We start from the raw sequence: 25,707 nt of genomic DNA on the forward strand, positions 1-25,707 counted from the left end.
GGCACATGCACCAGACTATGATAGGCGAGGCTCCCTGTTGATAGCGAAAGCGCTCCGGAAACTGTCAGGCAATAACGCCGGAATGGTGCGTGATTACCTGTCCCTGTTTTCCGGATCCGCTGGCAGACTGGTCGTCTCGCTTGTCTATTTCATTGCGCTTGCAAACACACTGCCGACCGGTGATTTCGGCATATTTGCCACTGCGTCGGGCACAGGCGTGGTTCTGTCACGCATCGTTTCTCTGGGCTTCAGTTCGCCGCTTTACCGCATATCGACAGTGAAGCCGCGCCTGCTCGGCATCTATACGGCGGGTTTTCTTGTCGCTCTTCTGGTTTCCCTGCCGCTGTTCGCACTGGCGTCCTGGCTGGTCTATTTCGTCTTTTTCAGCCGCGACATTTCTTTTCTGCCTTTTGCCGTGGTGGTATTTGCGGAAGCCTTGCTCTGGCGTTCGACGGAAATCATCATCATCGTCAACAATGGCCTGCGCCGGTTCGGCATATCGGCGGGGCTGGTGATTTTCGGGACAGCCACGCGCGCTGTGGCGGCTGTCCTGTTCATGTGGCTGGCGAGTGTTCATGACATTGCTCATTGGGCGTGGTGGTATGCGGCGGCCAATGGCGTTGCGCTGCTGACGGCGCTGAAATTCTATCCGTCTATCCGGCTCCGCTTCAAACCGGTTCTCTATATGCGGCGGCTTTCGGATGCGATTGCAGTCATGGGGGCCGAACTGCTGTTCTATATTCAGGCTGAGCTCGACAAGCTTCTTGTGCTGACCGTTGGCGGGCCTGCGACTGCGGGTCTTTATGCGATCATCATGCGGCTTGTCGATCTGACAGCTTTGCCAGTGCGGTCCTTCAACATGATGCTGGTGCAAAAGCTTATGCGCACGCCGGACATGTTGTCCTCTTTGCGCATCCGCGCCGGGCTGGAACTTGCAGTCTTTGCCGTCTCGGTGACAGGTCTTGGCGCTATGGTCGTGTTCCTGCAAATCTTCCCGAACGCACTCGGTTCAAGCGTTGCCCCGATTGTCGGGCTGCTGCCGCTGGTGTTGCTCGTACCGGGCTTTCGCAACCTCATCGAGTATCAGACCGAAATTCTCTATGCGCGCGGCCAGTCCGGTCTGAGGACATTGAGCATGGTGCTGATGACCGTTGCCAAGGCATTCTTCGTCTGGCTTCTGCTCGTGAATTATGTCGATAACCACGACTGGATTCTCGGGCTCAATGTCGTATTCGCCGGGCTCTATCTGCTGTCGCTGGTTTTCACCTATACGAGCATTCGTTTGCCGGCAAAGCGGGTTTAAAGCATCTTCAGCAAAAGTGGGAACCGGGTTTGCGTTCGGAAATGCGTAAAAACAGATAGCGGTTTCAATAATCCGAAGAGAACCCGCTCTAAATTTTCTTTCCAAAGCATAATCTCAACGATCCTCGTTTCACTCCGGTCGGATTATGCTCTAGGCTCCGATGATCCGTCGAATGTCGTCGACCGAAAGGCCGAGGAAGGACTGCATGCCTATGGCGACCTGATGCGGTTCCATTTCCGCGATGAAGGTACGGAATTCCTCTTCGCTCGGCGGTGGTGCGAACCATTGCATCCGACACAGATCATGGGTGTCACTGTAATGACCGGAGCCGTGCAGGACGTCATCGACATAGCGACCATAGATGAAGCACTCGGAGAAACGACGTATGTTGCCAAGGGCTGCCACCCAATGTTGTCCGGTATGAGCTTCGATCCTTTCGCACATGGAAATCACGCTATCGCGCCGCCATGAGACCAGCTGGCCGATATAGTCGTTCAGCCCGCTTTTCCCTTTCCTGATGCCGAGCAGCTTTGCCGCATTAGCCGCCCAGACCGGATGCTCCGGCCATTCCGGATTTGCAAGCGCATTGGGGCGCACGAAAAGCCGGAGCTTTTCGTGGTGCCAGAGTGTGCCGCAATCGAAGGGACGCAGAAAAGCCGTGTCGGAATCCGTATAGAGAAATCCATCTTCCTCCACGGCACCGGCAAGTGCGATGCGGCGCAGCTGTTGCACATGCCAGCCGCGCAGCGGCTTGGTTCTGAGTGAGAGCCAAACGCGCCTGCGCCACAGATAGGTCGGGTCCCAGAAGGCGTGGAGCCATGAGGGCAGCAGATCGCGTTCATCGATGATGACGCGTTGTGTGCTTTCGAGTTTGCGGAACAGGGCAACGTCCTTGCTGTCGACAAGGATATAGTGCTTCGTGAAACCGCTGACATATTTGTCTATGGTTTCACAAAGCAGCTTGCAGCGCTCGAAATCCTGATCCCAACTGGCTGTGACGATTGCGGTTTTCACCGGGGCTCTCCCTTCATCCAGCCTTTGGCAACGCGCCACAGAAATACGGGATTGCCGATGAGATAACGTTTTGCGAGCCGTCGCGGTTCCTGTAGCAGCCGGTGCACCCATTCCATCTGGATCTTGCGCACCCAATGCGGGGCGCGTTGCACACGACCTGTATGCAGATCGAACAAGGCGCCGACCGCACTCGCCACCGTGCAATGCTCCGCCGTGATATGCTTGTCGATGAAGAGTTCCTGGCGCGGAACGCCCATGGCGACGAGCAGGATATCGGGATGAAATTCCTTGAGCTGACCGAGAATGCCGTCGAGATCGGCGGGCTTGAAGAAGCCGTCGGAAATGACGCGATATTCATGGTGCGGTATCTGCTGCATGAAGAGCTGCGCGGTATCGGCGGCAACGCCCGGACCGCCACCGAGAAGTGCAACCTTCAGCGGGCGTTTCATATGCTGCAAAAGCCCCGGAATGAAGTCCGTTCCGTTGAGATTGGCGGGGAACTTGCTGCCATAGGCGACCTTGCTTGCAATATCGACGCCCACACCGTCGGGCAGGATCAGGAAATCCTGCAATGCAGTGCGGTAAGCTGGGTCGGTATCTGTAATGTTGGAATTGTTGGCATTGAGCCACCCCTGTTTCATGAACCGGCCTTCATTGATGCGGTTCTCGAAAAAGGCAAAGGCGCCGGCCCAGTCGAAACAGGCGACCTTCACGCCAAGGATATTCCGGTAAGTGACATTTTCGGTATGCATCATGCCTGGTCCGTATTTTTCTCTTCGCCATGAAGTGCTTGCAGACCTCTGGCAACTGCGCGGTCCATGCCTTCGATTTGTGACCCTGTAAAGGCTTTGCCGTCCAGTCTCTGGCGATCCCCCAACCTTATCTTTTCAATGCGCTCGACGATTGCCGCAGCGAATGCCTTCGGGTTGTCGGCAATGGTGCAATTGGCCGGAATATTGCCGATACCGCGCACGGAATGTGATGTCGCGACACTTGGCATGCCCAGTTCGAATGTCTCGATGGTCTTGAGCTGCACGCCGGTTCCCGCACGGCTGATGAGCGGTACAAGCGCGCCGCTTTCGACAAATTCAGTCGCGTCCGGCACCTTGCCCAAGAAGTCGACGCCGGACCTCACACCCGACCATGTAGCAATCAGATCGGCGGGCGTGTTGCCTGCAATCGCGATGGAAATATCGTCTGGAAGATGCGGCTTTACCTCGCGCAGGAACCATTCGAGCCCGATGCGGTTCGGGTGCCAAGTCCATGTGCCGATCAGGGCAAGGTCGTATTTCATCGGGCGTTGCTGCGCGGCCTGCGTCCCGCCCGGCGTGACGAGCGGCATTGTCGCAAACCGATCAGGGCCGAGGCCGAGCGCCGGGCCGTCATCCTCGGCAAAAGTGAAGACGAAGCGGGCATCCCCGATGAGACGGCTTTCCAATCCCTTCAGAATATGGGCTTCGCGACTGAACAGGAATTTCTGGATGAAACTTCCTGCGTCGGCGGCGTTTTCTTCCGCAGAGCGATACTCCACATTATGCGCCACGAACAGCGAGGGCTTGTCCTTGAAGATGTCTTCAAATGCACCGGGCAAGGTCACGCCGTTCAGCACATAGGCATCGAACGGGCCGATCTTGGCGATGGCCGCGCGCAGTGTCTCAGCTGGTATCACCCGCAGCTTCGCCGAGGAAACCGTGAGGCCGGTCAGGAAGGATTTCAGCACCCAGCCGATCTTGCGCTTGATACCCGCGCCTTCGGTCCGTACTTCGACTTCGCCCAGAACGACAGTATCCGCGGCATCGGCTTTCACGCCCGGCCATGTGAAGCCAAGAACGGTCACCTTTGCTCCCGAACGACGCAAGCCGTCGACCACGGCGGCGTTTGCCACTTCATAGCCGGTGGTCGGTACTCCGTGCGGAACAATCGATGTCACGAAAACAAGGTGAGGGGACGGCAATTCAACTCCTGAACAATCATTTTCGCGCTGGCAGCATTAAAAATAATGGTGCGCGCTCAAGCTTTTCCTAATGCATTATTCATCTTAAAACCCTTAACATTTCGGGTCGGTATGCTCTATGATAGTTTTGGCCAGTGTTTATAGTCCTGCGGTGAACTTTTCTTTAAATGTTTTTCAATAGTGGCGGATAAACAAATATAGAAGTTCGAAATATCCGGTAGCGTTTATGTCTGATTTACCTAGTCATATACAAGTAATTGCTAAAACTCCTGGGCTTCGTTTCGATGAAGTCGAGGTGGTGGTAACGCTGCCGACGTTCCGCCGTCCGGAGCATGTCATCCGGACGCTGGATACGCTGAATGCTCAGGTCACGAGCCGCCGCTTCGCGGTCGTGGTGATCGAGAACGAGGCGGAGGACCAGGAAGGCGCCAAGGTTGCGGCGCCTCAGTTCGAGGCCGGAAAATATACCGGCATGCTGATTGTCGAATCCCATCGCGGCAACTGCAACGCATATAATGCGGGCTGGCTGACGGCGATGACCTACTTTCCGAACTTCAAATATGTCATCGTCATCGATGACGATGAACTGGCTGATCCGGCCTGGATCGAAAACATGGTAGCCACTGCCGAGCGTTATAACGCCAGCCTCGTCGGGGGCCCGCAATATCCGATCTTTGAAAAGCCGGGCGCGGAAAAATGGGCGCGACATCCTGTCTTCCTGCCGCATTACAACAAGACCGGCCCGGTTCCGATCATCTATTCATCCGGTAATCTGCTCATTGCGCGTCCGGTTCTGGAAGCCATTGGCTATCCGTTCATGGACCTGAAGTTCAACTTCACCGGCGGCGGCGATTCAGATTTCATCAATCGTTCACGGGCCAAGGGCTTTAATATCGCCTGGTGCAATGAAGGCATTGTCCGTGAAACCATTCCGGCGCGGCGGCTGGAGAGTGACTGGATCACGGCGCGTGGCTTGCGCAACGGCGTTCTGTCGACACTGATCGAACAGCGCCAGCGCAAGGACGAGCCTTTCGGTCAGGTCCGCGTCTTTTTGAAAAGCGTTGCACTTCTGGGTTATTCTCCGATCAAGGCGCTGCGGCGCGGATTCGCGGCGCGCTTCGTGCCGGTCGGGACCTATTTCATCCATATCGGGTTGGGCCGGGTCATGGCCCATTTTGGATATCTGAATGAGCAGTATCGCAACCCGGACAAGAACTGACACCCGCTCCGACGTTGCAGCGCAAACCGATATGCGGGCGACGATCCGTACGATTGCGCTTGTTATCGCCACGATAACGTTCTGCATCCTGCTGATTTCATTCCGTCCGTTCAATCCGCTGAGTGCCGCAGCCGATGGTGCCGCATCGGGCGGCGGCGACGTCATCAATCAGCTTGGTTTCGGTTGCCTCGGCGCGGTGGCGCTTCTGTCGCTTGCGATGTTTGCCGACCCGAAAAAAGTGGTCAAAATCGTCAGCCCCGGATGGCTGTTGATGTTCGCCTTCCTGTTCGCATCGGTTTTCGCAAGCCCCGATCCGTCAACCGCCATACGCGGCGTGCTTTTGACGATGATCGGCATTCTGACCGTCATCGCTGTTTTGAGCCTGCCGCAGGATGGCGATGCCTATTCGTCGATGTTGGTCGCGGTGGCTTCGGTTGTGATTGTCATTTCCTATGCGGGCGTCCTCCTCCTGCCAAATCTCGGGACACACGGCGCCGACGCTCTGGAGCCGCAAAACGCCTATCTCTGGCGCGGTGTCTTCACGCACAAAAATATTGCCGGACCGGTCATGGCCGCTTTTGCCTTTGCCGGTGTCTATCTGTGGCGGCGCGGCTGGCGCGTAAGCGGTTTTCTGATTGCGGTTTCTGCATTGTTTTTCGTTTCGCAGACCGGATCGAAAACCACTGCGGCACTGGTGCCGCTCGCCATGCTGCTCGTGATCGGCCCCGGCATTTTTGGTCTCCGTTTTCTTGCGCCGGTGGCAGTTTTCACGATCCAGTTTCTGCTTGCGCTGTTCACCTTCGGCACGGTTCTTTTCGAGCCGATGCACCAGCTCGTTCTGCAGCTTGATGTTGATCCGACCTTCACCGGACGCACTTCCATCTGGGCCTTTGCCGTTGAGGCGCTTTCCTATCGCCCTTGGACCGGTTTCGGCTATGAAAGCTTCTGGGGCACGCCAATCGTGAAAGAGGCGGCGAACCCCTACTATCTGGATTGGGATGTGCGCGGCATCGTGCATGGACATAATGGCTATCTTGATATTGCAGTATCGATGGGGATTCCGGCGCTGATCTGCGCCATCTTGGTCATCATCGTCATGCCGCTGATCAATTATCTGCGGTGCCGTCCGGTGCGCGAAAATCTGTTGCTTGCCGATTTCTTCCTGATGATCGTCTTCTTCGGAACGTTGAACGCCATGCTGGAAAGCTTCTTCTTTCGCCGCATGGACCCGGTCTGGCTTACGCTCGTCTTTGCGATATTCGGCCTCAGACTGACCGCGAAAATTATCATTCCCAAACGATAGAGCGGTTCCAGTTAAAACAGGATCGTAGAACCGCTCTATCTCTTTGTTTATACGCATTATCCAACGCAAAGCCGCTTCGCACTTTTGCTGGAAATGCTTTTAGCCGGAGCCAATTCATGAATATCGCAATCGTCGGGACCGGGTTTGTTGCCGACTATTACATGACCACGCTGCGCAATTATCCCGAGCTGAAGCTGCGCGGGGTCTATGATCGGTCGCCTGAACGACTGAAAGCGTTCTGCGCGCACTATTCAGTTAGCGCCTATGAAAGTTTCGAGGCCGTGCTGGCCGATCCAGACGTGCAGATCGTCGTCAATCTGACAACACCTGAAAGCCATTTTGAAATCTCGCATGCAGTGCTTTCCGCCGGAAAACATGTCTATTCCGAAAAGCCGCTGGCCATGAATTTTGAGGATGCGGAAGCGCTGGTCGCTTTTGCACGGCAATCCGGCCTCACGTTGGCGGCAGCCCCGGCAAACGGCCTCAGTGAGGCCTATCGTCTGGTAGCAAGCGTGATCAACGGGATCGGCATGCCGCGGCTGGTTTATGCCGAAATGGAAGACGGCCCGGTGTTTCGTGACAAATGGTCGACCTGGCGTTCGCAGTCTGGTGCGCCATGGCCGGGCCTGCACGAGTTCGAGATCGGTTGTACGCTGGAACACGCAGGCTATGCGCTGTCTTGGCTGGTGTCGCTGTTCGGCCCGGTCGAGAGCGTTTCGGCATTCTCCGCCATAACCTTTCCCAACAAGGGGCCGGGGACTGAACATCTGCATATGGCGCCCGATTTTTCGGTCGGCTGTCTTGTTTTCAGGTCGGGGTTGGTGGCACGCCTCACATCCGGGCTTGCGATGCCGAAGGATCGCAGCCTGACAATCGTTGCCGACAAGGGCTCGATTGTGGTGGATGATCTCTGGGATAATCGCTCGGCTGTCCGTCTTGAGCGCACGGAAGAAAAACGCCGTTTTCTGGCGCGCCTGTTCGGTATTCTGGAAATGCGCACCGGCAAGTTCCTGTCATGGAAACCGACCGTCGGTCAAAAGCTCTCCTATCCGAAGGCCGACAAGCGGTCGCTGCCGATGTATCCTTCGCAGATCGATTTCGTGCGCGGTATTGCCGATCAGGCTCGGGCTATCCAAACCGGCGATAAGGCATTCTTTTCCGGTGATGTGGCGCTGCATATCACTGAAATCGCGCTTGCCTTGAACAATGCTGGCGAAAATGCACAGCCTTACAGGATGAGAAGCAGCTTCTAGCCTTTAGAGCGTGATGTTTTTAAGTTGAATCGTTATCCCGCTCTAAACTTTTGTTTGAGCATGATTTTATCCGAAAACCGGTTCCCACTTTTCGGAATCATGCTCTAGCTAGCACCTTGCGGACGATATCGGCAACGGCTGCACTCTGGTCGAGTGGCATGATCGCATTGGAGATTTGGCCGCTTCGCACCGCATCGCGGACCGCTTCGGCCTGAAACTGCAGCCCGTTGCCGGAAAAGGCATGAGTTTCGATTGTGCGGCCCGGCAGGGGCAGACGGTTCATAACCTTGCCGACAAGGCCTTTGCCGCCATTCGGCCCGAGCGACGACCGCGCAGCAAAGGCTGAAAACAGGGTCAGCCTCTGGGCTTTCAGAAACGGCGCGTGGATCAGGATCGTGCCCTTGGTTCCCTCGATCAGCATGCGATTGTCGCCGTCGCGGTCGAAGCCGCAGGAGAGGCTGGCCGTGGCACCCTGCCAGCCAAGCTGGAACTCGGTGCGCATGTCCACGCCGCTTTTGGCGCGCTGCCAGCGACCATCGACATGATCCGGCAGACCGAGAAAATACAATGCAAGCGAAACCGGATACACACCCAGATCGAATGCTGCGCCGCCGCCAAGGTCCGGGCTGAAGAAGCGGCTTTGCGGGTCGTAGGCACGGATATAGGAAAGATCGGCTTCGATGCGCGTCACAGTGCCGATGCGACCATTATCGATATGCTGTTTGGTAGCGCGGATAGCTGGCAGAAAACGGCTCCACATGGCTTCCATGGCGAAGACGTTTTTTGCTTTTGCCGCAGCTTCGATCTGCCGCGCGCCAGCAGCATCCAGCGAGAGCGGCTTTTCGATCAGGCAGGGCTTGCCCGTTGCGATTGCCTGCATGGCCTGCAGCACATGCATGGCACTCGGGGTAGCAATATAGACGGCATCGATATCGGCGTCGGAAAGAAATTCACCTGAATCGCCAAACGCCTTGTCGGCGCCGATACGTCGCCGGAATGTTTCGGCGGTCTCTGATGCTCGCGAGCAGACTGCGGTAACGCGCATTCCGGTACTTGCCTGAATATCGGCAGCAAAGGCGGTGGCTATCGTGCCTGTGCCCCAAATGCCCCAGCGGAAATCCGTTTTTACCTGCTTGTCGCGATTCACGTGCTTGCCCCACAGCTTCATACAGGTGCTATATAACCCATGTAATGCGGCTAACGAAGTTTGTTTATCCTGTCAGGGGAGGTGGACGTGATGCGTGGATTTGTCGTGGCTGTGGCGCGGGATGGCGAGCATCGTTTTTCAAAGCAGGTTGTGCCGGAAATCCGCATCGTCACAGGACTCGGCGTCGAAGGCGACGCGCATCAAGGCGTGACGGTGAAGCATCGTTCACGCGTGCGGGCCGACCCGACGCAACCCAATCTGCGGCAGGTGCATCTCATTCATGCCGAGCTTTTCGACGAGCTTGCGGAAAAGGGTTTTGATGTCGCGCCCGCAGATCTTGGCGAGAATGTCACCACGCGCGGCGTTGATCTTCTGGGGCTGCCGCAGGGCGCTTTGATCCGAATTGGCGACGAGGTCGTTCTGGAAACAACGGGCCTGCGCAACCCTTGCTCCCAGATAGAGAATTTCCAGGCCGGGCTTCTCGATGCTGTGCTGGATCGCACGCCCGATGGCGAACTTGTTCGCAAGTCCGGCATCATGACCGTCGTTCTTGCAGGCGGCACGGTGAAGGCGGATGACGCGATAATTGTCGAATTGCCGCCGCTGCCGCATCGCAAGCTGGAACGGGTGTGAAGTGCGCGAAATACAGGTTTTTGGGGTGAGCTAACCGATTTAACCAGACGCTTCCACGGGCAAAACCGGTGATTTTCGTCATGGGAGGTCTATCAACTTTGCGTCATATGCCCTAGATCATCCCACAATAGGATACAGATTGACATGCGCTGCTGCCGAAATCCGGCTGCAGCCTATTCTTATCGGTTCGGCTTGTCGGCGTTCGATGTTCTGCATGTGTCTAGACGACGGCCGGTCGGTTGCATTTCTGAAGGGCACAAAATGGAAAAAGCAGATATCGGAATGGTCGGCCTTGGCGTCATGGGCTCCAACCTGGCGCTGAACATAGCCGAGAAAGGCTACACGGTAGCCGTCTATGACCGTGATGAGCCTGTGCTCAAAGCCTTCATGGAAAAGGCTGGCCCGCTGCGCGACAAGATCATCCCTTGCCCCACTTTCGAGGATCTGGCTGCCAATATCCGCAAGCCGCGTCCCATCATCTTCCTCATCAAGGCAGGCGCTCCCGTGGATGCCGAAACCACCCGCCTCAAGGCTTATCTTGAGAAGGGCGATATCATGATCGACGCCGGTAATTCCGATTACCGCGATACGGTGCGCCGTCTGAAGGCACTTGGCCCCAACGACCCGACCTTTGTCGGCATGGGCGTTTCCGGCGGTGCGGAAGGCGCACGCCATGGCCCGTCGATGATGGTCGGCGGCACCGAGGAAGCCTATGAGCGCATCGCACCGATCCTGCTTGCTGCCGCCGCCAAATATAAGGGCGAGCCCTGCTGCGCGTTGGTCGGCCCGGATGGCGCTGGTCATTTCGTCAAGACAATCCACAATGGTATCGAATATGCCGACATGCAGATGATCGCCGAAATCTACGGCATCCTGCGGGACGGCCTCGGGCTTTCGGCTCCGGCCATCGGTGATGTGTTCGAGAAGTGGAATGAAGGCCCGCTCAACTCCTATCTGATCGAAATCACCGCCAAGGTGCTGAAGGCGACCGATCCGGAAACCGGCAAGGCGATGGTCGACATGATCCTCGATGAAGCCGGTCAGAAGGGCACGGGCCGCTGGGCGGCCATCGAAGCGCAGATGCTTGGCGTTCCGGCAACGGCAATCGAAGCCGCTGTTGCCGCGCGCTCGCTGTCCTCGTTGAAGGCCACGCGTGAGCTTGCCGCGAAAGCCTATAAGCCGGGTTCGCGCAGCCTCGACATTTCCGATCAGGCAAAATTCCTAGCCGATCTGGAGCAGGGCCTGCTTGCTGGCAAGATTGCTGCCTATGCTCAAGGGTTTGCGGTGATGGAAGCCGCCTCGCAAGAGCATGGCTGGAACATTCCGCTTGCCGAAACGGCGCGCATCTGGCGCGCAGGCTGCATCATTCGTTCGCAGCTTCTGGACGATATCGCCCATGCCTTCGAAGACAGCGAAAGCCGCAACCTGCTGCTGGCACCTGCTTTTGTGGAGCGCATGAGCAAGGCTTCCAAGGGCCTGCGCCAGATCGTCGCCAAGGCGGCACTCGCTGGCCTGCCCCTGCCAGCACTCGGCTCAGCGCTCAGCTATTTCGACAGCTTCACGCAGGCGCTCGGCACGGCCAATCTCATTCAGGGCCAGCGCGACTTCTTCGGTTCGCACGGCTTCAAGCGTATCGATAAGGATGGTGATTTCCACGGTCCCTGGGGCTGATATCTTTCGGTCCCTCACCCGCCTGCAAATGGCGTCTTTCTGCGATCCGGTTCACGCACTTATGTACGCTGCGCTCCGGTTCTCGAAAGCCACCATTTTCGGCACGTCATGAACCGAAATTTCATCAGCCCGTCGCGCACGTGACAAACAAAAAAGCCGCCCATCGGGCGGCTTTTTTATTTTAGAGCGCGTTTCGATCTGATTGGATCAGATCGGCGCTCTAATCATTTGTTTTTACGCGCATCTTTTCCGAAAACCGTTTCACACTTTTCGGGATGCGCTCTAATCTGCCAGCACGAGCAGATCATGCGAGGCGAAATGCACTGTCACCTTGTCGCCGCGCTGCGGCGGAGGCTGGGTCGGGTCGTTGAACGTGTCGAACGACAGGCGATTCTTGCCAAGCGCCACACGCGTGCGGATGACAGAGCCGAGGAAGTGCACGTCCTCGATGGTCGCGTCCAGCGAGGTATCGTGGCTCTTGCGTGCTTCGAGGCTGACAGCTTCCGGGCGCAGGGCCAGTGTGACAGGCTTGCCCTTCGGATGATGGTCGAGCTTTTCCTGCACGGTGATGGTGCGGCCGTCGAGTTCGATGCTGTTCTTGCCGGGTTCGCTAACCGAGGCTTCCAGCATGTTGAGTGTGCCGACGAAAGATGCCACGAAGCGTGAGGCAGGGCGGTTATAGATGTCGAAAGGCGAGCCGATCTGGTCGGCGCGGCCTTCGTGCATGACCACGATGCGGTCGGAAATCGACAGCGCTTCTTCCTGATCGTGGGTGACGAAGACGGTGGTAATGCCAAGCTTCTGCTGGATGGCACGGATTTCTTCGCGCAAGGATATACGGATTTTCGCATCCAGTGCCGATAGCGGCTCGTCGAGCAGAAGAACCTGCGGCTTGGTGGCAAGCGCGCGGGCCAGTGCCACGCGCTGCTGCTGGCCACCGGACATCTGATAGGGATAACGATCCGCCAGATGATCGAGACGGATGAGGCCGAGCATCTCCTGCACGGTGGCGTCGATTTCCGCCTTCGGCTTTCCGGCAACGCGCAGGCCGAACGAAACATTCTGCGCCACCGTCATATTCGGAAAGAGCGCATAGGCCTGAAACACCATGCCGATATTGCGCTGGTTGGGCTTGAGATCGACTACATCCTTGCCGTCGATTTCGATGGCACCGTTATCGGGCGCTTCGAAACCGGCGATCATGCGAAGAACGGTTGTCTTGCCGCAGCCCGATGGACCGAGGAAAGAAACGAATTCGCCCTTTTTCACGGCGAGGTTGAAATCGTGGACGACGGTATTGGCGCCGAAGCTCTTTTTCAGGTTTTTGATGTTGAGAAAAGCCATGAATGTTACCCGGCGGTTGTCTTGAATTTATTGAGGCGCGAGACGAGCTGCAGCATGATGATGCTGAGCCACGTGATGCCGAACGAAATGATCGCCAGCGCTGACGGTTCGTAGGCGCGGTTTGCGCCGACCAGCTGCAGGTAGGGACCGAAGGCCGGACGGTTCAGAAGCGAAGCCAGCGTGAATTCACCGATGACGATGGCGAATGTGATGAAAGCACCGCTCATCACGCCGGAGATGACGTTCGGGAAAATCACCTTGAACATGATGCGGCCCCAGCCCGCGCCGAGGCTTTGGGCTGCTTCGGTCAGCGTGCGAACATCAATCGTGCGCATCGCTGTGTCGACAGCGCGATACATATAGGGCAGCGACAGCGTCATATAGCCGAACATCAGGAGCAGGTCGGTCGCGCGGGTGGATGCAGTGAACGGCAGCCACGACGACGAGTTGTAGATGCGCAAGTAACCGAACACGATGACGATGGCCGGAATGACCAATGGCATCAGCGTGATGAATTCCATCACCGGGCGCAGTTGCGGCAGGCGCAGGCGCACCCAATAGGCCGTAGGCACCACCAGCAGAACACCGAAAACGATGGTGAGCAAGCCAAGCAGAATCGAATAGCCAAAGGTTGCTTGGAAGTTCGGATCGGAGAACACGACCCGATAGGCATCGAAGGAATATTCGCCGCGCCGCATACGCAGCGAGAATTCGAACGTGCCAATCAGTGGGACGAGGAAGTAGATTGCGCCGATCAGGAAGGCGATCCAGGCCCCAATCTTCTGGGCATTAATGCCTTTCTTTTTCATCGCTGCCACCTCTCGGCGCGAATGCGCAGCCAGATATAGATGAGGTTCGAAACACCCGTAATGACGATCATGCCAAGTGCCAGCGCGTAGCCGAGGTTCTGGTTATGCAGAACGTCGCCGCGGATCTGGGCATAGAGCAGGATCGGCACGATGTTGAGCGAGGAGCCCGTCAGAGCGTAGGCCGTCGCAATCGCCCCGAAGGCATTGGCGAACAGCAAAAGCGTCGTGCCGAGCAGGCTCGGCCACAGGATCGGGAAGGCCACCATGCGCCAGTATTGCGCGGTGGTTGCACCCAGAATGGATGAGGCCTCCCGCCATTCCTTTTTCAGGCCGTCGAGCGCGGGTGTCAGGATCAGCACCATCAGCGGTATCTGGAAGAACAGATAGGTCAGCGTCAGGCCGAAGAAGGAGAGCAGGTTGAAACCTGTCGAATAGAGATTGAAACCGAACCACTCCCTGAGCAGGATCGTCACAAAGCCGGTTCGCCCCAGTGTCGCCAGAAAGGCGAAGGCAAGCGGCACGCCTGCAAAGTTCGATGCTACGCCTGAAAAGGTTAGTACCGTCGGACGCAGCCACGAAGGCAGGTTGCCGAGAACGACTGCCCAGGCCAGAAAGAAGCCGATGATCGCGCCGCCAATGGCCGATGCGAGACTGACCTTGATCGATACCCAGTAGGCGCTCATGATTTGCGGCTGGAACAGATCGTGGATGTTCTGGAGCGTGAAGTTTCCGGCCGGGTCCTGAAATGCACCGATGATGAGATACATCGTCGGCCAGATCAGGAACAAAATGGCGAAGATGAAAAACGGTGTCACGCCAAGCCATGACAACGGAAGTCGGCGCTTGCGCACTCCGCTGGGGGCTGATGTTTCGGCTATTGAACTCATACGTTCTTTCTTTAGACCGGTTCCCGCCAGAACGGAACTGACAGAACCGTTCCGACTTTTGTTTTTATTTTTTGCGATCGGCAGGCTGTCATTCGCCCTGCCGGAAATAGCTAGCATTCTTTTTGAACTGCGCATCCTGTTTGCCAAGGAGCGTGACGCTGTTTGGAAAAGAGGACCGGCGGCTCAGATGAAAGCCGCTTTGATATCGCGCCGACCGTTGAGATACGCCGATCTGAATAAACCAGATCAATGTATCTCAACTTTTGTTCTGCACCGCGCATCTTTTCCGAAAACCGTTTCACACTTTTCGGGATGCGCTCTAAGGCCGACGCGATATGTGTTCGATGCGACAAGTGTGTACTTGGCGCTTACAGGTCCTTACTGGACGTTTGCGCCCACGACGCTGTCCCATTCCTTGGTGATCGTGGTCTGTGCGGCCTCAATCTGTTCCAGGGTCGGGAAGATAGCCTTTTCATAGGCTTCTGCCGGTGGCAGCTTGTCGAGCAGTTCCTGCGGGATCTTGCCAGCCTTCGCCATTGCATTGAAGCGGATCGGGTGGCAGTAGCCCTTCAGATAGCCGAGCTGGCCTTCATCCGAATAGATGTGTTCCATCCACAGCTTCGCAGCGTTCGGATGCGGTGCGTAGGCGCTGATTGCCTGAACATACACGCCAGCGATGACGCCCGACTTCGGAATGACGGTTTCGATTTCCGGGTTGCCCTTGAGCGTGTCGCGATCGGCGAGAGCGTTATAGTCCCAACGGACGACGATCGGGGTGGAACCCTGTGCCAGCGAGGCAGCCTTGCCGATGACCGGAACGAAGTTGCCGTTGGCATTCAGTTCCTTGTAGAATTCAAGGCCCTTCTTGCCTGCGGCTTCGCCCGGTTCACCGCCACGGGCGATACCGGCGGCATGAACGCCGAGGATGGCCTGTGCGGAAACGCGCGGATCGCCTGCAAGCGCAACGGAGTTGGCATAGTCGCTCTTGAGAAGGTCTTCCCAATCCTGCGGGATGTCCTTGACGATGTCCTTGTTCACTTCGAAGGCCAGAACGCCGTAATAATCGCCGTACCAGTAGCCTTCAGCATCCTTGGCGCTGTCCGGAATTTCGTCCCATGTTGCAACCTTGTAAGGCTGGATGAGGCCGTCCTTCTTGGCCGATGCGCCGAAGGCGAAGCCGACGTCGATGACGTCAGGAGCCTGCGGGCCCTTGTTGTCCTTGTTGGCCTTGATGGCTTCGATTTCATCGCCCGAACCGGCGTCCGGGTTCAGTTCGTTGACCTTGAGGCCGTACTTGTCCTTGAAGCTCTTGATGATTTCGCCATAGCCGCACCAGTCATGCGGGAGTGCGATGGTGGTCAGTTCGCCTTCTGCCTTGGCAGCGGCGATCAGTTCGGCTGACGGTTCAGCAGCGGCGATGGAAACCCCGGCAACGGCGATTGCCGTCGAAAGCGACAGCAGACGCGCTGTGTAAGCAAGCATTGTTTGACTCCCCTGTTTAAGGTCCGGCGAACGCCCCCGGTCGATTCCGGTGCTCGCGCATTCCCGATACCCGCCCTACATGACGGTTGGATGACAGTTTATGGATTGTCACAAACTGTCAGCGGTGGAAAGTGAAACACGTTTTCAGGGACTTAGCAATTCATCCGTTAGCGGGAGCAGCATTTTTATGACAGGAAATGTGACAGCAAATTCACCGCTGTCACAATTCTGCGAGAGGCTTTTCCCTGCGCGACAAGGGTTTGTCCCAGCGCGGCATCAATGTCGGATATCGGGGATAAACGAAAACTTCCGAAAGTTGAATGAACCTTTGCGGGTTTCGTATGAAGTTGTGAGGTGGAAGGTTTAATGCCCTCCACCACCACCGGCGACCTGCTTCGGTTTGCGCAGCATAACGGCGCAGACAGCAAGCGAGCAGAACATCATCGTGAGAATGAAGAACACATCGATGAAGGAGAGCAGGGTAGCCTGCTGGCGCACAATGCCGGAAAGCTTGGCAATGGCGATTGTTGCGCCGTCCATGCCAGCCGCATTGTATTTGGCTGTCAGACTGGCGATCATTTTCTCCGCTTCGGCATTGCCCCAGCGAACATGCTCCGCCAGACGCTCATAGTGCATGTCACCGCGACGGGTCAGAATCGTGTTGATCACGGCAAGGCCAACAGCGCCACCCAGATTACGGGTCAGGTTGAAAAGACCCGACGCATTTTTCAGCAGGGCAGGCGGGAGCGTGCCCAGCGCCAGATTGTTGATCGGCACCATGCAAAGCATCAGTGAACAACCGCGCAGGATCTGCGGTAGCAGCAGTTCGTAGAAATCCCAGTCTGCAGTGAGGCCGGTCACCATCCATGTGCCTGCCGCAAAGCCGAGGAAGCCGATCATCATCATCAGACGCGGGTCCATGCGGTTTGACAGGAAGCCTGCCAATGGCGCGGTGAAGAACATGGCAAGGCCGCTGACGAACAGCGCTTCCCCAATCATCAGGGCATCGTAGCCGCGTATGCTGCTGAGATAGAGTGGATAAAGATAGGTAAGACCATAGAGGCCGACGCCCATCACGAACGAAAACAGTGAGCCAAAGGCAAAGTTGACGTTCTTGAAGGCGCGCAAGTCCACAATGGGTTCTTCAGCCGTGAAGGCCCGGAAGAAGAAGAGAATACCACCGATGATCATGACGCCGGTCAGAATGAAGATGGCTTCATCCTGCAGCCAGTCGTTACGCGGGCCTTCTTCAAGCACATATTCCATCGAGCCGAGGAAAGCTGCCATGCCGGCTAGGCCCCACCAGTCGAACTTGCTGAGGAGCGAACTGTCGCCTTCGTCGAAGTCGATGAGGTTCCATGCGGCGATGGTGACCAGAATGCCGGGACCGACATTGACCAGAAACAGCCAGTGCCAGGAGAAGGCGTGGCTCAGATAGCCGCCTACCGTCGGGCCGATGGTGGGCGCAAGCGTTGCCACAAGGCCAATCATCGGCGAGACGATCGAGCGCTTGGAAGGCGGGAAGATGGTGAAGGCAGCCGCGAACACGCTGGGGATCATGCCGCCGCCGATGAAGCCCTGAATGGCGCGGTAGACGATCATCTGCTCGATGTTCGTCGCTGTCGCACAGAGCATACTTGCGAGGGTAAAGCCTGCCGCTGAAAGGGTGAAGAGAACGCGCGTCGACATCAGGCGTCCGAGGAAGCCCGACAGCGGAATCATGATGACTTCGGCAATCAGGTAGGATGTCTGAACCCAGGATATTTCGTCGGAACTGGCACTCAGACCCGCCTGAATTTCAGCAAGCGATGCCGAGACGATCTGGATGTCCAGGATCGCCATGAACATGCCGAACACCATGGCCAGAAAGGCGACGGCCTTCTTCGGGTCGATGCGGTCATCCGCCGGGGCTACTGGCCCCATTGTCGTATCTGCGGCCATGACGGCGCACTCCGGAATGGAAGAGAAAGGCGGCGCGAAATCCGTTTCGCCGCGCCGCCATGTGTTACTTCAATAGGATCTGCCGATTTCGATCAGTCGGCTTTTTCGTCGGGTGCCGTGCGCGTATCGATATCAACCACGACACTCAGGCCCGCGCGAATCTTGCCGGATTCCAACGCTTCCTTCGGGATCATGATGCGAACAGGAACGCGCTGCACGATCTTGGTGAAGTTACCGGTCGCATTTTCCGGCGGCAGCAGCGAGAACACTGCACCCGAAGCCGGGGCGATGGACGCGACCTTGCCGTCGAATTTCGTGCCGTCGATTGCATCGACATAGATATGCGCGGTTTCACCGGTCCTGATCTTTGCGAGCTGCGTTTCCTTGAAGTTCGCGTCGATATAAAGCTCATTGACCGGAACAAGTGCTGCAATTTTCTGGCCCGGCGAAACGAGATCACCCTTCTTGCCAGCAAGATTACCGATCACACCGTCGAACGGCGCGCGCAGTGACGTGAAGGAAAGATCACGCGCGGCTTTATCGCGGGCGAGTTCCAGCGATTTCATCGTGCTGTCGGCTTCGCTATATTGAGCGTTGAGCACTTCGATATTGGCCTTGGCGGAAGCGATCTGCGCATCGCCGCCAGCGACCTTGGCGCGTGCCTGGTCCAGCGAGGACTGGGCGGTATCGAGATCAGCCTGCGCGACGAAACGCGTTTCGTGCAGCTTCTGCACGCGCGCAATCGTGTTCTGAGCATTGGTCAGGACTGCTGTTGCGGCCTGCTTGTCGGCATTGGCCTGCAAAAGAACAGCCTGCGCGGCATCGGTCTCCGCCTTGATGCGGATGAGCGTCTGCTTCTGGGTCGCCAGCTTGGCTTCTGCTTCGTCAAGCGCGATCTGGTAATCACCAGCATCAAGCTGGAAGATGACGTCGCCAGCCTTGACCTGCTGGTTCGCGACCACCGGGATATTTTCGATATAACCCGTAACCTTCGGCGCGATGGACGCAATATCGCCCTGCACATAAGCGTCGTCGGTTGAAACCATGAAACGTCCAACTGTCCACCAGTCATAGGCAAACCAGAGGCCTCCGGCGACCGCGACCGTCAGAATGCCGGGAAGAAGGACACGTTTACCGAAGCCCTTTTTCTTTGCAGGTTCTTTGGCAGTTTCCTTAGGGGCGGCTTCCTGCGGGGTCGGTACGGTATGGGGCTGCGATCTCTCGTTCAGAGGCGCCTCACTTGTCGCTGGCTGGGTTGCCGAGGCGAAGTTCTTGGCGTTGGGGAACGGATGAATATCGGCCTTATCAACGGACTTCGGGGCGGACATAGGGGAAACTTTCTGCACATCCTTCGGATTGAACCGCTCGGTTCGATGTTGACATAGATCAATAAGATGCGCATATCAAGAGGATATCGAACCGCTTGGTTCGAAAAAAGTTAAGAGTCTCGAAGAATGAAGCCTGATCGCAACACCAAAGGAACACCGGATACGATGATGCATGACCGGAACCGGCATGATGAAAAAGGTGTCGGCCGACCCGGAAACAGCAAATCGTCCTGCTCCGAAACGGAATGCGGTCGCACACGGCTCGGCGCCGGCCAGGACCCTGCAAAACGCCGCCAAATCCTTGAAGGCGCTCAGGATGTGTTCCTGCGCATGGGGTTCGACGCAGCCAGCATGAACGACATCACGCGCGAGGCTGGTGTGTCGAAGGGAACGATCTACGTTTACTTCAACAGCAAGGAAGATCTGTTCGTCGCACTATGCGAGCATTACCGCGATACAATGTTTCGTGAACTGATCGAAAAACTCGACAAGGGTTTTAATTCGCGCCAGCAGTTGACCGACTTCGGCGTGGCGCTGGTCACGCTGATAACCTCACCGACGGCAGTGCGCGCGCAGCGCATTGTTCTGGGTGTCAGCGAGCGCAAGCCCGAGCTTGCAGCCCGCTTCTACGAGCGCGGACCGAAGCGCAGCCTCGTTCTCATGGCCGAGTATCTCGATGATATGATTAAGAATGGCGAACTGGAGCCTTTCGATCCCGAGAAAATGGCCTATCAGCTCTCTGATTTGTTCCTGTCTGGCCTCTATCGGCCTCGCCTGTTTGGCGTTTTGCCGGAACCGCCATCGGTGGAAACGATTCGTAAAAACGTTGAGCTCGCCATCGACTTTTTCTACCGTGCCTATGGCACGGAGCAGCGAAGTGTTCAAAAAGAGAACAGTTGATTTTTACAAATCGATTTAGAAAATTTTATTTTTGGCTCAATCTATAAATTTTGCTTGAGGGCCATAATTTACGCACTGTTCTTGTGTGTAAAGGATTGCAATCCATTAATTGCGGGTTGCCAGAGACTACATTTTTTATGTCACTTATAAACGATTGAAAAGTTCTAGGGACACGATTCGCTGATATTTCAGAGGCGGTAACAAAGTAACCCTCGGACTTGCGTACCAAGGATATTGTAAAAATGACACTCGATCTCATTCATTTTCCGAATTTCAAGAAGACCTTCTTTGGAACGGCCTTCCAAAGCGACACCCTTGCTCTCCTGACGCGAATTCGCGATGAGATCGGTTGCCGCCACATCATGCATACCTATCGTGGGCGCATGGGTGACTGCACGAAAACTACTTCTTCCGATCTGACAGTCGTGATGACCGTGCCGACCTCCTGGACTGCGCGTTATTCCACCAAGAATTATTTCGTCATCGATCCGATCTTTCAGGAAGACGCGCCCTATTTCCAGAATGATGCCAGCGGTATTGTTCGCGATCTTCAGGAAGATGCCAATGAGTGCCCGTCCATTGCTGAACTGCTGCAGGATGCGGAAAAGCACGGACTGGGCAACATCTTCGTCGCCGTGTCAGCCCGGAGCCAGAAAGGTGCTGTGGGATGCACCTTGTTCATGTTCGAGATGAGCCCCGACGAGGATCGCGAGCAATTTGTGGCCAAGCTTCGCCCGCGCCTGCTGAGCCTGTCCGGGATCATTCATTCAGCCCTGTGCGGCTGCAAGGATGTTGCGACGGTCGCAAGCCTTCTCACCCCGCGTGAAGTCGACTGCCTGCGTTGGGCCGCGAACGGCAAGACGGATGGAGAGATTGCGGAAATCCTGAGTATCGCGCGCTGGACCGTCGTTACCTATCTCCAGAATGCGAAGATCAAACTCAACTGTTCCAACCGCACGTCGGCTGTCGCGACGGCGCTGTCGCTCGGCATCATCGAAATGCCGGAAGTTCACCATCTGGTGTAGTTCAGCCGCAGTATAAAGACCTGATTATAACGACACCGGATGCTGAGACATCCGGTGTTTGTTTATTCTTCTCGCCACATCTGCCTCGCGCAAACCGCTCTGCACTTTTGCTGGAAATGCTTCAGGCTCTTTTTCTGAGCGGCAGACGGGCGGCGTCGAATGCGTTGGCAAGCCTCGCCGTATTTTTGGCCGGGTCTTCATCCGCATCTTCGAAGGCGATATGGTTCAGCTCTACTCCGGCAGTCTTGTCGGTCAGCGTCAGGCGGAAATAGGCATAGACGCCCTGATTGCGGAATTCCATGTCGAGCACGATGGCTGGAGCCGACTGCCAGTCGCAGAGATATTCGCCGCCATGGCCGAGTTCCAGCGTGCCGGGAAAGAAATAAAGCTCGGTAGCGGAACTGACGATATCGGCGATATTGGCAAAAAGCTCGCAGCGTATGAAAGCAATGTAATCCGCCGGATCGACCAGACGAAGATCGGTTGCGACCTCAACCAGGTTCTGGGCAATAATCGCCTCGCGCTCGTTCGAGAATTGCAGGCTCTTCATGGTTTCACCGCCGATCTGGGGGAACAGGCTGTCACTGTTCTGAAATATATAAAAATCATGGCTATTCATCAATGTATCGCGTGCCGTGCATTGATCACCCGGATAAGCTCGGCAACAGCCTTGTAGAATTCGGGCGCGATCATCTGGTCGACATTGACCTGTTTATAGAGCGCGCGCGCCAGCGGAACGTCCTCGAATATCGGGATGGAATGCTGCGCTGCAATCTCTCTTATTTTCAGTGCTATGAGATCCTGTCCCTTTGCTACAACGATCGGGGCTGCATCCTGATCGGGCTTGTAGCGCAGTGCTACGGAAAAATGAGTCGGATTTGCGACGATCAGCGTTGCCGTCGGAACGGTGTTGATCATGCGGCGGCGCGCACGGTCGCGGCCAAGCGAACGCAGGCGCGATTTGACCAGCGGGTCGCCTTCCGACTGCTTCAGTTCGTCTTTGACTTCCTGTCGCGTCATGCGCAGTTCCTGCCGCCAGTGAATGCGTGACCAGGCAAGGTCGAATGCCGCAATTGCGGTAATGGCCAGAACATTGGCGACGAGCAGGCGCACCATGTTCTCACGCAGAAATTCCGGCAAGGCGCTCGGGTCGGAAGCGACTGCGTCTGTGAAAAGACTGTTGCCGTTGAAGAAGACGACAAAGACGATGACACTTGCCGCCAGAAATTTCGCCAGCGATTTGAGGAATTCCACCTGACCGGCGCGCCCGAAAATCCGCTGCCAGCCTTTAAGCGGAGATATGCGGGATGCCTGCGGGCGGATGCGTTCGCCAACGAAGCGCGGCGCATTCTGGAATGCGGAGGCTGCAATACCGGCAAGCGGAATGATGATGAACACCGGCACCAGGGCTGCACCGACTGCCAGCGCCAGCACGCCGAACAGGCGGCTTGCATCTTCGGCGCTGTTGAGGAGCCAGTCCTCGGGGCGGTCGATTAGTTCGCGCAGGAAGACGGCGAGCTTCGTGGTGGCAGGCCCTGCGACAAAGACCGCGATAATCAGAAAGGAAGCGATACCGGCGAGGATCGGCGTTTCGCGGGAGAAGGGCATATTGCCCTTTTCCAAGGCGTCGCGGATCTTCTGCTCGGTGGCTTCTTCTGTTTTGCTTTCCTTGTCAGCATCATCTGCCATGGGTCACACAGGATCAGGACGAAGCTTCGCTTGCGTCGAGGGTGATGATACCGCGCTCGGAAAGATCGATGGCGATACGGGCTATCGTGCGGCGCGCATCGGCAATGTTCTGCGCGGTTATGTTGCCCTGCTCGGCGCCAAGCTCGGTTTCCACCATGCGGCGACCACGGGTCGAGAGCGACGAGAGAACGAGTTCCTGAAGCCTTGTGTCTGCTCCACGAAGTGCGGTTGCGATCTGTTCCGTCTGCACTTCATCGAAGAGCAGCAGGCGTGCGCGCTGCGACAGGCGCTCGATGTCTTCGAAGGTGAAGAGCTTGGCCTTGATGCGGTTGAGATCGTCGCGGTTGAGATCTTCCAGGCTCGCCATCAGTTCTTCCATCTCGCTTCTGTCGAGCTGGTTGAAGATGTTGGCGATCTGGCCGTGATGCGCTTTGACCGGACCGGAATCGCTGCGACCGAGAAGATCGCGCCGCAGCACGTCTTCGAGAAGTTCCGCAGCCGCCGGTGCCACATTGCCAATATGAAGCGAGCGCTGCACGACGGCATTGCGCAGCTGAGGCGGCAGGACGACGAACAGTCGGGCTGCGAGGTCGGATGGCAGCTTCGACACGATATAGGCGATGATCTGCGGATGCTGGTCGGTCAGATAGGCCTGCAGGTTATCAACCGGCAGGCGCCCAAGCTGCACCCAGACCGATTCCTGAACGAGCTGCGGCTGAACGCGGTCTTCCAGAACTGCATCGACTTCTTCCTGCGGCAGAGCTTCCCGCAAGAGACCTTCGAACCGTTGGGCGGCTTCTGAAACTGGCGCGCCTTCGGCAAAGGAATCCTCGAACTGCTTGACCAGCTGTTCGAAGTCGAGCGGAGAAATCGGTTCCAGCGTACGGGCATGACCGGCAAGCTTGCGCAGGTCCTCGGCATTGAAATGCTTCAGAAGACGTGAGGCAGCGGGGCGTCCGATGGCAACGAGGATCGCTGCCGCCTTTTGCGGGCCGGTCAGCGTATCGACGAGGCCGGTAGCGCCGCCTTCAAGGTCTTCCGCGAGGGCTTGCTGTTCATTGTCGGCCATGGTCACGTCCGTTACTTGCCGATGATTTCGGTGAGGCTGACACCGAAGCGCGAGGAATCGTCTTCAAGGACGATCACTTCGCCACGGGCGATGACGCGGCCATTGACCACGATATCGACCGGATCGCCGATCTGCTTGTCGAGGGTGATAACCGCACCGCGCCCAAGCTTCATCAGATTGGCAACTGGCATGGTCGTGCCGCCAAGAACAACCTGAACATCGACAGGGATGCCCATGATGAGTTCGAGATTGGGTTTGGATGCGCCCTTCTGCGTGCCGCGCGGCTTCTCCTCGCGCAGTTCCTCAATGGCTTCGTCCAGTTCCTGCTGCATGTTCTTGTCCTTGTTGTCAGCGCTCATGCCTGCCCCGCAAGTTCGACGGTAGCTTTACGAACCGCGCGACGCACGAAAACCGGCAGCGCGTTCTTTTCCTTCGGGAGCGATTGTTCGGTGGCAGTGGCGATCTTGTCTTCGGTGCGCGGCGAGCTGTCAGCGACGTTGCGCGCATGGTGGATGTCGCGGGTCAGGGCCTTGCGCAGCCTGTTCAGTTCTTCGATGGCTTCTTCCATTTCGCGGCGCACGCGCTGCGTTTCGGCAAGACGGGCTTCGAGCTTGTTGTTTTCGTCCGTCAGGTCGGTGCGTTCGCTCTGGATCGCCTTGACGGCGCGCTCCAAACCGTTGGAGGCGGCTGCAACGCGCAGCGCCAGCAGCTTGCCAAGCTTGATCGTCTCGTTGGCTTTGCGGCCAACCACGATGAGCGCAGCAAGCGAGGCAAGAGCCATCAATGTGGAAAGCACGTTAGCCAGCAACAAGCTCATCGATGAAATCCTCTTCCTGATTGACCGGGTCGCCGACCTTGACTGTGAAATGAATGCCCGATTTGCCGAGCGTGCACTTGAAAAGCTGCTGATCGCCGGCGCGCAGGCGCACTTGCTCCATGGCATCGACAGGCAGTTTGAGAACCTGACCGATTTCGAGCATCGACAAGGCGTCCAGCGTCATCGACCCCTGCTGGATGAAAGCTTCGAGTTCGATGCGGGCACGGCTGACTTCCTGCCGCATCTTCTTCGCCCAGCTCGGATCGGTCTGGTTCATCGGACGGCGCAAAAAGGCTGCCACGGCATCCTGCATCGGCTTGTGCGTGCTGCGCGGCAGCAGCAGATGAACCTGCCCGGTTTTGCCTGCGGCAGTAACATCGATGCGGCAGGCGAAAAGGCGCGAGCGCTCGAAATTCTCACGGTCGAATTCGGCTGTGTCGGTGCATTCACCGGCGGTAAAAAGCGCCTGTCCGTTTGCGGCAAAAACCTGATCGAGAGAACTGGCGAGATGACCGGCAAGAAGAGTGGAAATCTTCTGTTCCAGCATGCCGAAAGGCCGGCCCTCATCGACAGAGCCGACATGGCCCTGTGCGCCATACATGGCTTCGATCACGGAGAAAACGAGCGTCGCATCGGCGGTGAGATAAAGTGTGCTGCCCCAACGCTCGGCCTTCAAAGGTGCGATGATCGCAGCCTTGTCGAGAATATCGGCAAAGGCAGCATCGTCAGTGCTTTCCACCTGGCCTGCTTCAACGTCGAATGCGGCAGCGCAACCATGTTTCAGCCGGTCACAGAAATGGGTCGAGGCATCCTTGAACACATGGGCAAGCGATTTCAGGTCGTCGCCTGAAAGACCTGCGGCACGCAGCAGGTTCTCGGCCAGAACATCGCTTTTGCGGTTTTGCCCCAACGTAGTCAT

24 protein-coding genes are annotated in these 25,707 nt (G+C 56.9%); 8 read left to right on the plus strand and 16 right to left on the minus strand.

All coding sequences use genetic code 11. From position 1 onward, the window contains the following. Window positions 1-37: 37 nt before the first annotated feature. On the plus strand, window positions 38-1,303 hold the full coding sequence (locus FG152_RS16475) for a lipopolysaccharide biosynthesis protein (RefSeq protein WP_010660697.1): 1,266 nt from the start codon (window positions 38-40) through the stop codon (window positions 1,301-1,303). A gap of 150 nt (window positions 1,304-1,453) precedes the next feature. On the opposite strand, the gene FG152_RS16480 is transcribed toward FG152_RS16475, so the two are convergent. The 3 genes from FG152_RS16480 to FG152_RS16490 are packed head-to-tail and all read right to left on the minus strand — an operon-like array spanning window position 1,454 to window position 4,271. After that, a complete protein-coding gene (locus FG152_RS16480) occupies window positions 1,454-2,317 on the minus strand; it encodes a DUF6492 family protein (RefSeq protein WP_012093535.1) in 864 nt (287 codons plus the stop codon). Then, window positions 2,314-3,072, minus strand: a complete 759-nt coding sequence (locus FG152_RS16485; protein ID WP_010660699.1) for a WecB/TagA/CpsF family glycosyltransferase — start codon at window positions 3,070-3,072, stop codon at window positions 2,314-2,316. The genes FG152_RS16480 and FG152_RS16485 overlap by 4 nt, the downstream gene beginning before the upstream one ends. Next, the gene (locus tag FG152_RS16490) at window positions 3,069-4,271 is read right to left on the minus strand and encodes a glycosyltransferase family 4 protein (RefSeq protein WP_010660700.1); all 1,203 of its coding nucleotides are present in this window, start codon (window positions 4,269-4,271) and stop codon (window positions 3,069-3,071) included. The genes FG152_RS16485 and FG152_RS16490 overlap by 4 nt, the downstream gene beginning before the upstream one ends. Window positions 4,272-4,497: 226 nt before the next feature. On the opposite strand from FG152_RS16490, the gene FG152_RS16495 reads away from it, so the two are divergent. The 3 genes from FG152_RS16495 (at window position 4,498) to FG152_RS16505 (ending at window position 8,046) form a co-directional block, all read left to right on the plus strand. Further along, complete coding sequence (locus FG152_RS16495; protein WP_010660701.1) at window positions 4,498-5,490, plus strand: glycosyltransferase family 2 protein; 993 nt, start codon at window positions 4,498-4,500, stop codon at window positions 5,488-5,490. Beyond that, window positions 5,459-6,793, plus strand: coding sequence for an O-antigen ligase family protein (locus FG152_RS16500; protein ID WP_029376179.1), 1,335 nt, complete (start codon window positions 5,459-5,461; stop codon window positions 6,791-6,793). The genes FG152_RS16495 and FG152_RS16500 overlap by 32 nt, the downstream gene beginning before the upstream one ends. Before the next feature lie 116 nt (window positions 6,794-6,909). Further along, window positions 6,910-8,046 (plus strand): Gfo/Idh/MocA family protein, encoded by a 1,137-nt coding sequence (locus FG152_RS16505; protein WP_010660703.1) that lies wholly within the window; start codon window positions 6,910-6,912, stop codon window positions 8,044-8,046. 97 nt (window positions 8,047-8,143) lie between these two features. Here the strand turns inward: FG152_RS16505 and FG152_RS16510 are convergent, their stop codons facing one another. Beyond that, the gene (locus FG152_RS16510; protein ID WP_010660704.1) at window positions 8,144-9,193 is read right to left on the minus strand and encodes a Gfo/Idh/MocA family protein; all 1,050 of its coding nucleotides are present in this window, start codon (window positions 9,191-9,193) and stop codon (window positions 8,144-8,146) included. A 90-nt stretch (window positions 9,194-9,283) separates the two neighbouring features. Between FG152_RS16510 and FG152_RS16515 the strand changes: the two genes are divergently transcribed. Beyond that, on the plus strand, window positions 9,284-9,826 hold the full coding sequence (locus FG152_RS16515; protein WP_010660705.1) for an MOSC domain-containing protein: 543 nt from the start codon (window positions 9,284-9,286) through the stop codon (window positions 9,824-9,826). Window positions 9,827-10,087: 261 nt separating this feature from the next. Next, entirely contained in the window at window positions 10,088-11,497 is a 1,410-nt protein-coding gene (gene gnd / locus FG152_RS16520) for an NADP-dependent phosphogluconate dehydrogenase (protein WP_010660706.1), read from the plus strand. A 282-nt stretch (window positions 11,498-11,779) separates the two neighbouring features. Here the strand turns inward: gnd and FG152_RS16525 are convergent, their stop codons facing one another. The 6 genes from FG152_RS16525 to FG152_RS16550 all read right to left on the minus strand — a co-directional run bounded on the left by FG152_RS16525 (window position 11,780) and on the right by FG152_RS16550 (window position 19,288). Beyond that, window positions 11,780-12,841 (minus strand): ABC transporter ATP-binding protein, encoded by a 1,062-nt coding sequence (locus FG152_RS16525; protein WP_010660707.1) that lies wholly within the window; start codon window positions 12,839-12,841, stop codon window positions 11,780-11,782. Between the two features lie 5 nt (window positions 12,842-12,846). Then, the gene (locus FG152_RS16530; RefSeq protein ID WP_010660708.1) at window positions 12,847-13,650 is read right to left on the minus strand and encodes an ABC transporter permease; all 804 of its coding nucleotides are present in this window, start codon (window positions 13,648-13,650) and stop codon (window positions 12,847-12,849) included. After that, a complete protein-coding gene (locus tag FG152_RS16535; RefSeq protein ID WP_010660709.1) occupies window positions 13,647-14,537 on the minus strand; it encodes an ABC transporter permease in 891 nt (296 codons plus the stop codon). Before FG152_RS16535 ends, FG152_RS16530 begins: the two co-directional genes overlap by 4 nt. A gap of 378 nt (window positions 14,538-14,915) precedes the next feature. After that, window positions 14,916-16,019, minus strand: a complete 1,104-nt coding sequence (locus tag FG152_RS16540) for an ABC transporter substrate-binding protein (RefSeq protein WP_010660711.1) — start codon at window positions 16,017-16,019, stop codon at window positions 14,916-14,918. 363 nt (window positions 16,020-16,382) lie between these two features. Next, a complete protein-coding gene (locus FG152_RS16545; RefSeq protein ID WP_010660712.1) occupies window positions 16,383-17,960 on the minus strand; it encodes a DHA2 family efflux MFS transporter permease subunit in 1,578 nt (525 codons plus the stop codon). Window positions 17,961-18,052: 92 nt separating this feature from the next. Further along, a complete protein-coding gene (locus FG152_RS16550) occupies window positions 18,053-19,288 on the minus strand; it encodes an HlyD family secretion protein (protein WP_010660713.1) in 1,236 nt (411 codons plus the stop codon). A 126-nt stretch (window positions 19,289-19,414) separates the two neighbouring features. Here FG152_RS16550 and FG152_RS16555 point away from each other — a divergent pair, with 126 nt between their 5' ends. Together FG152_RS16555 and FG152_RS16560 are read left to right on the plus strand one after the other, a co-directional pair. Continuing rightward, window positions 19,415-20,188: a TetR/AcrR family transcriptional regulator gene (locus tag FG152_RS16555; protein WP_010660714.1), complete on the plus strand. Its 774-nt coding sequence runs from the start codon at window positions 19,415-19,417 to the stop codon at window positions 20,186-20,188. Between the two features lie 242 nt (window positions 20,189-20,430). Beyond that, window positions 20,431-21,213, plus strand: coding sequence for a helix-turn-helix transcriptional regulator (locus tag FG152_RS16560; RefSeq protein ID WP_010660715.1), 783 nt, complete (start codon window positions 20,431-20,433; stop codon window positions 21,211-21,213). Between the two features lie 121 nt (window positions 21,214-21,334). Here FG152_RS16560 and FG152_RS16565 read toward each other — a convergent pair whose 3' ends face one another. The 6 genes from FG152_RS16565 to FG152_RS16590 form a co-directional block, all read right to left on the minus strand. Next, the gene (locus FG152_RS16565; RefSeq protein WP_012093524.1) at window positions 21,335-21,763 is read right to left on the minus strand and encodes a BspJ family T4SS effector nucleomodulin; all 429 of its coding nucleotides are present in this window, start codon (window positions 21,761-21,763) and stop codon (window positions 21,335-21,337) included. 68 nt (window positions 21,764-21,831) lie between these two features. Further along, on the minus strand, window positions 21,832-22,902 hold the full coding sequence (gene flhB / locus FG152_RS16570; protein ID WP_010660717.1) for a flagellar biosynthesis protein FlhB: 1,071 nt from the start codon (window positions 22,900-22,902) through the stop codon (window positions 21,832-21,834). Window positions 22,903-22,915: 13 nt separating this feature from the next. Next, window positions 22,916-23,971, minus strand: coding sequence for a flagellar motor switch protein FliG (locus FG152_RS16575; protein ID WP_010660718.1), 1,056 nt, complete (start codon window positions 23,969-23,971; stop codon window positions 22,916-22,918). Between the two features lie 11 nt (window positions 23,972-23,982). Further along, complete coding sequence (gene fliN / locus FG152_RS16580; protein ID WP_012093523.1) at window positions 23,983-24,330, minus strand: flagellar motor switch protein FliN; 348 nt, start codon at window positions 24,328-24,330, stop codon at window positions 23,983-23,985. Next, window positions 24,327-24,788 (minus strand): BAB2_0123 family type IV secretion system effector, encoded by a 462-nt coding sequence (locus tag FG152_RS16585; protein ID WP_010660720.1) that lies wholly within the window; start codon window positions 24,786-24,788, stop codon window positions 24,327-24,329. Before FG152_RS16585 ends, fliN begins: the two co-directional genes overlap by 4 nt. After that, window positions 24,769-25,707: a FliM/FliN family flagellar motor switch protein gene (locus FG152_RS16590; RefSeq protein WP_029376181.1), complete on the minus strand. Its 939-nt coding sequence runs from the start codon at window positions 25,705-25,707 to the stop codon at window positions 24,769-24,771. The genes FG152_RS16585 and FG152_RS16590 overlap by 20 nt, the downstream gene beginning before the upstream one ends.

This window comes from Ochrobactrum sp. XJ1, assembly GCF_024701725.1.
Lineage (GTDB): Bacteria > Pseudomonadota > Alphaproteobacteria > Rhizobiales > Rhizobiaceae > Brucella > Brucella anthropi.

Bases quoted from the DNA above. Each gene is read 5' to 3' on its own strand.
- FG152_RS16485 (WP_010660699.1), bottom strand. From the start codon at position 3,072: ATGATGCATACCGAAAATGTCACTTACCGGAATATCCTTGGCGTGAAG.
- FG152_RS16495 (WP_010660701.1), top strand. From the start codon at position 4,498: ATGTCTGATTTACCTAGTCATATACAAGTAATTGCTAAAACTCCTGGG.
- FG152_RS16500 (WP_029376179.1), top strand. From the start codon at position 5,459: ATGAGCAGTATCGCAACCCGGACAAGAACTGACACCCGCTCCGACGTT.
- FG152_RS16505 (WP_010660703.1), top strand. From the start codon at position 6,910: ATGAATATCGCAATCGTCGGGACCGGGTTTGTTGCCGACTATTACATG.
- FG152_RS16515 (WP_010660705.1), top strand. From the start codon at position 9,284: ATGCGTGGATTTGTCGTGGCTGTGGCGCGGGATGGCGAGCATCGTTTT.
- gnd (WP_010660706.1), top strand. From the start codon at position 10,088: ATGGAAAAAGCAGATATCGGAATGGTCGGCCTTGGCGTCATGGGCTCC.
- FG152_RS16525 (WP_010660707.1), bottom strand. From the start codon at position 12,841: ATGGCTTTTCTCAACATCAAAAACCTGAAAAAGAGCTTCGGCGCCAAT.
- FG152_RS16530 (WP_010660708.1), bottom strand. From the start codon at position 13,650: ATGAAAAAGAAAGGCATTAATGCCCAGAAGATTGGGGCCTGGATCGCC.
- FG152_RS16535 (WP_010660709.1), bottom strand. From the start codon at position 14,537: ATGAGTTCAATAGCCGAAACATCAGCCCCCAGCGGAGTGCGCAAGCGC.
- FG152_RS16540 (WP_010660711.1), bottom strand. From the start codon at position 16,019: ATGCTTGCTTACACAGCGCGTCTGCTGTCGCTTTCGACGGCAATCGCC.
- FG152_RS16545 (WP_010660712.1), bottom strand. From the start codon at position 17,960: ATGGCCGCAGATACGACAATGGGGCCAGTAGCCCCGGCGGATGACCGC.
- FG152_RS16550 (WP_010660713.1), bottom strand. From the start codon at position 19,288: ATGTCCGCCCCGAAGTCCGTTGATAAGGCCGATATTCATCCGTTCCCC.
- FG152_RS16555 (WP_010660714.1), top strand. From the start codon at position 19,415: ATGAAGCCTGATCGCAACACCAAAGGAACACCGGATACGATGATGCAT.
- FG152_RS16560 (WP_010660715.1), top strand. From the start codon at position 20,431: ATGACACTCGATCTCATTCATTTTCCGAATTTCAAGAAGACCTTCTTT.
- FG152_RS16565 (WP_012093524.1), bottom strand. From the start codon at position 21,763: ATGAAGAGCCTGCAATTCTCGAACGAGCGCGAGGCGATTATTGCCCAG.
- flhB (WP_010660717.1), bottom strand. From the start codon at position 22,902: ATGGCAGATGATGCTGACAAGGAAAGCAAAACAGAAGAAGCCACCGAG.
- FG152_RS16575 (WP_010660718.1), bottom strand. From the start codon at position 23,971: ATGGCCGACAATGAACAGCAAGCCCTCGCGGAAGACCTTGAAGGCGGC.
- fliN (WP_012093523.1), bottom strand. From the start codon at position 24,330: ATGAGCGCTGACAACAAGGACAAGAACATGCAGCAGGAACTGGACGAA.
- FG152_RS16585 (WP_010660720.1), bottom strand. From the start codon at position 24,788: ATGAGCTTGTTGCTGGCTAACGTGCTTTCCACATTGATGGCTCTTGCC.
- FG152_RS16590 (WP_029376181.1), bottom strand. From the start codon at position 25,707: ATGACTACGTTGGGGCAAAACCGCAAAAGCGATGTTCTGGCCGAGAAC.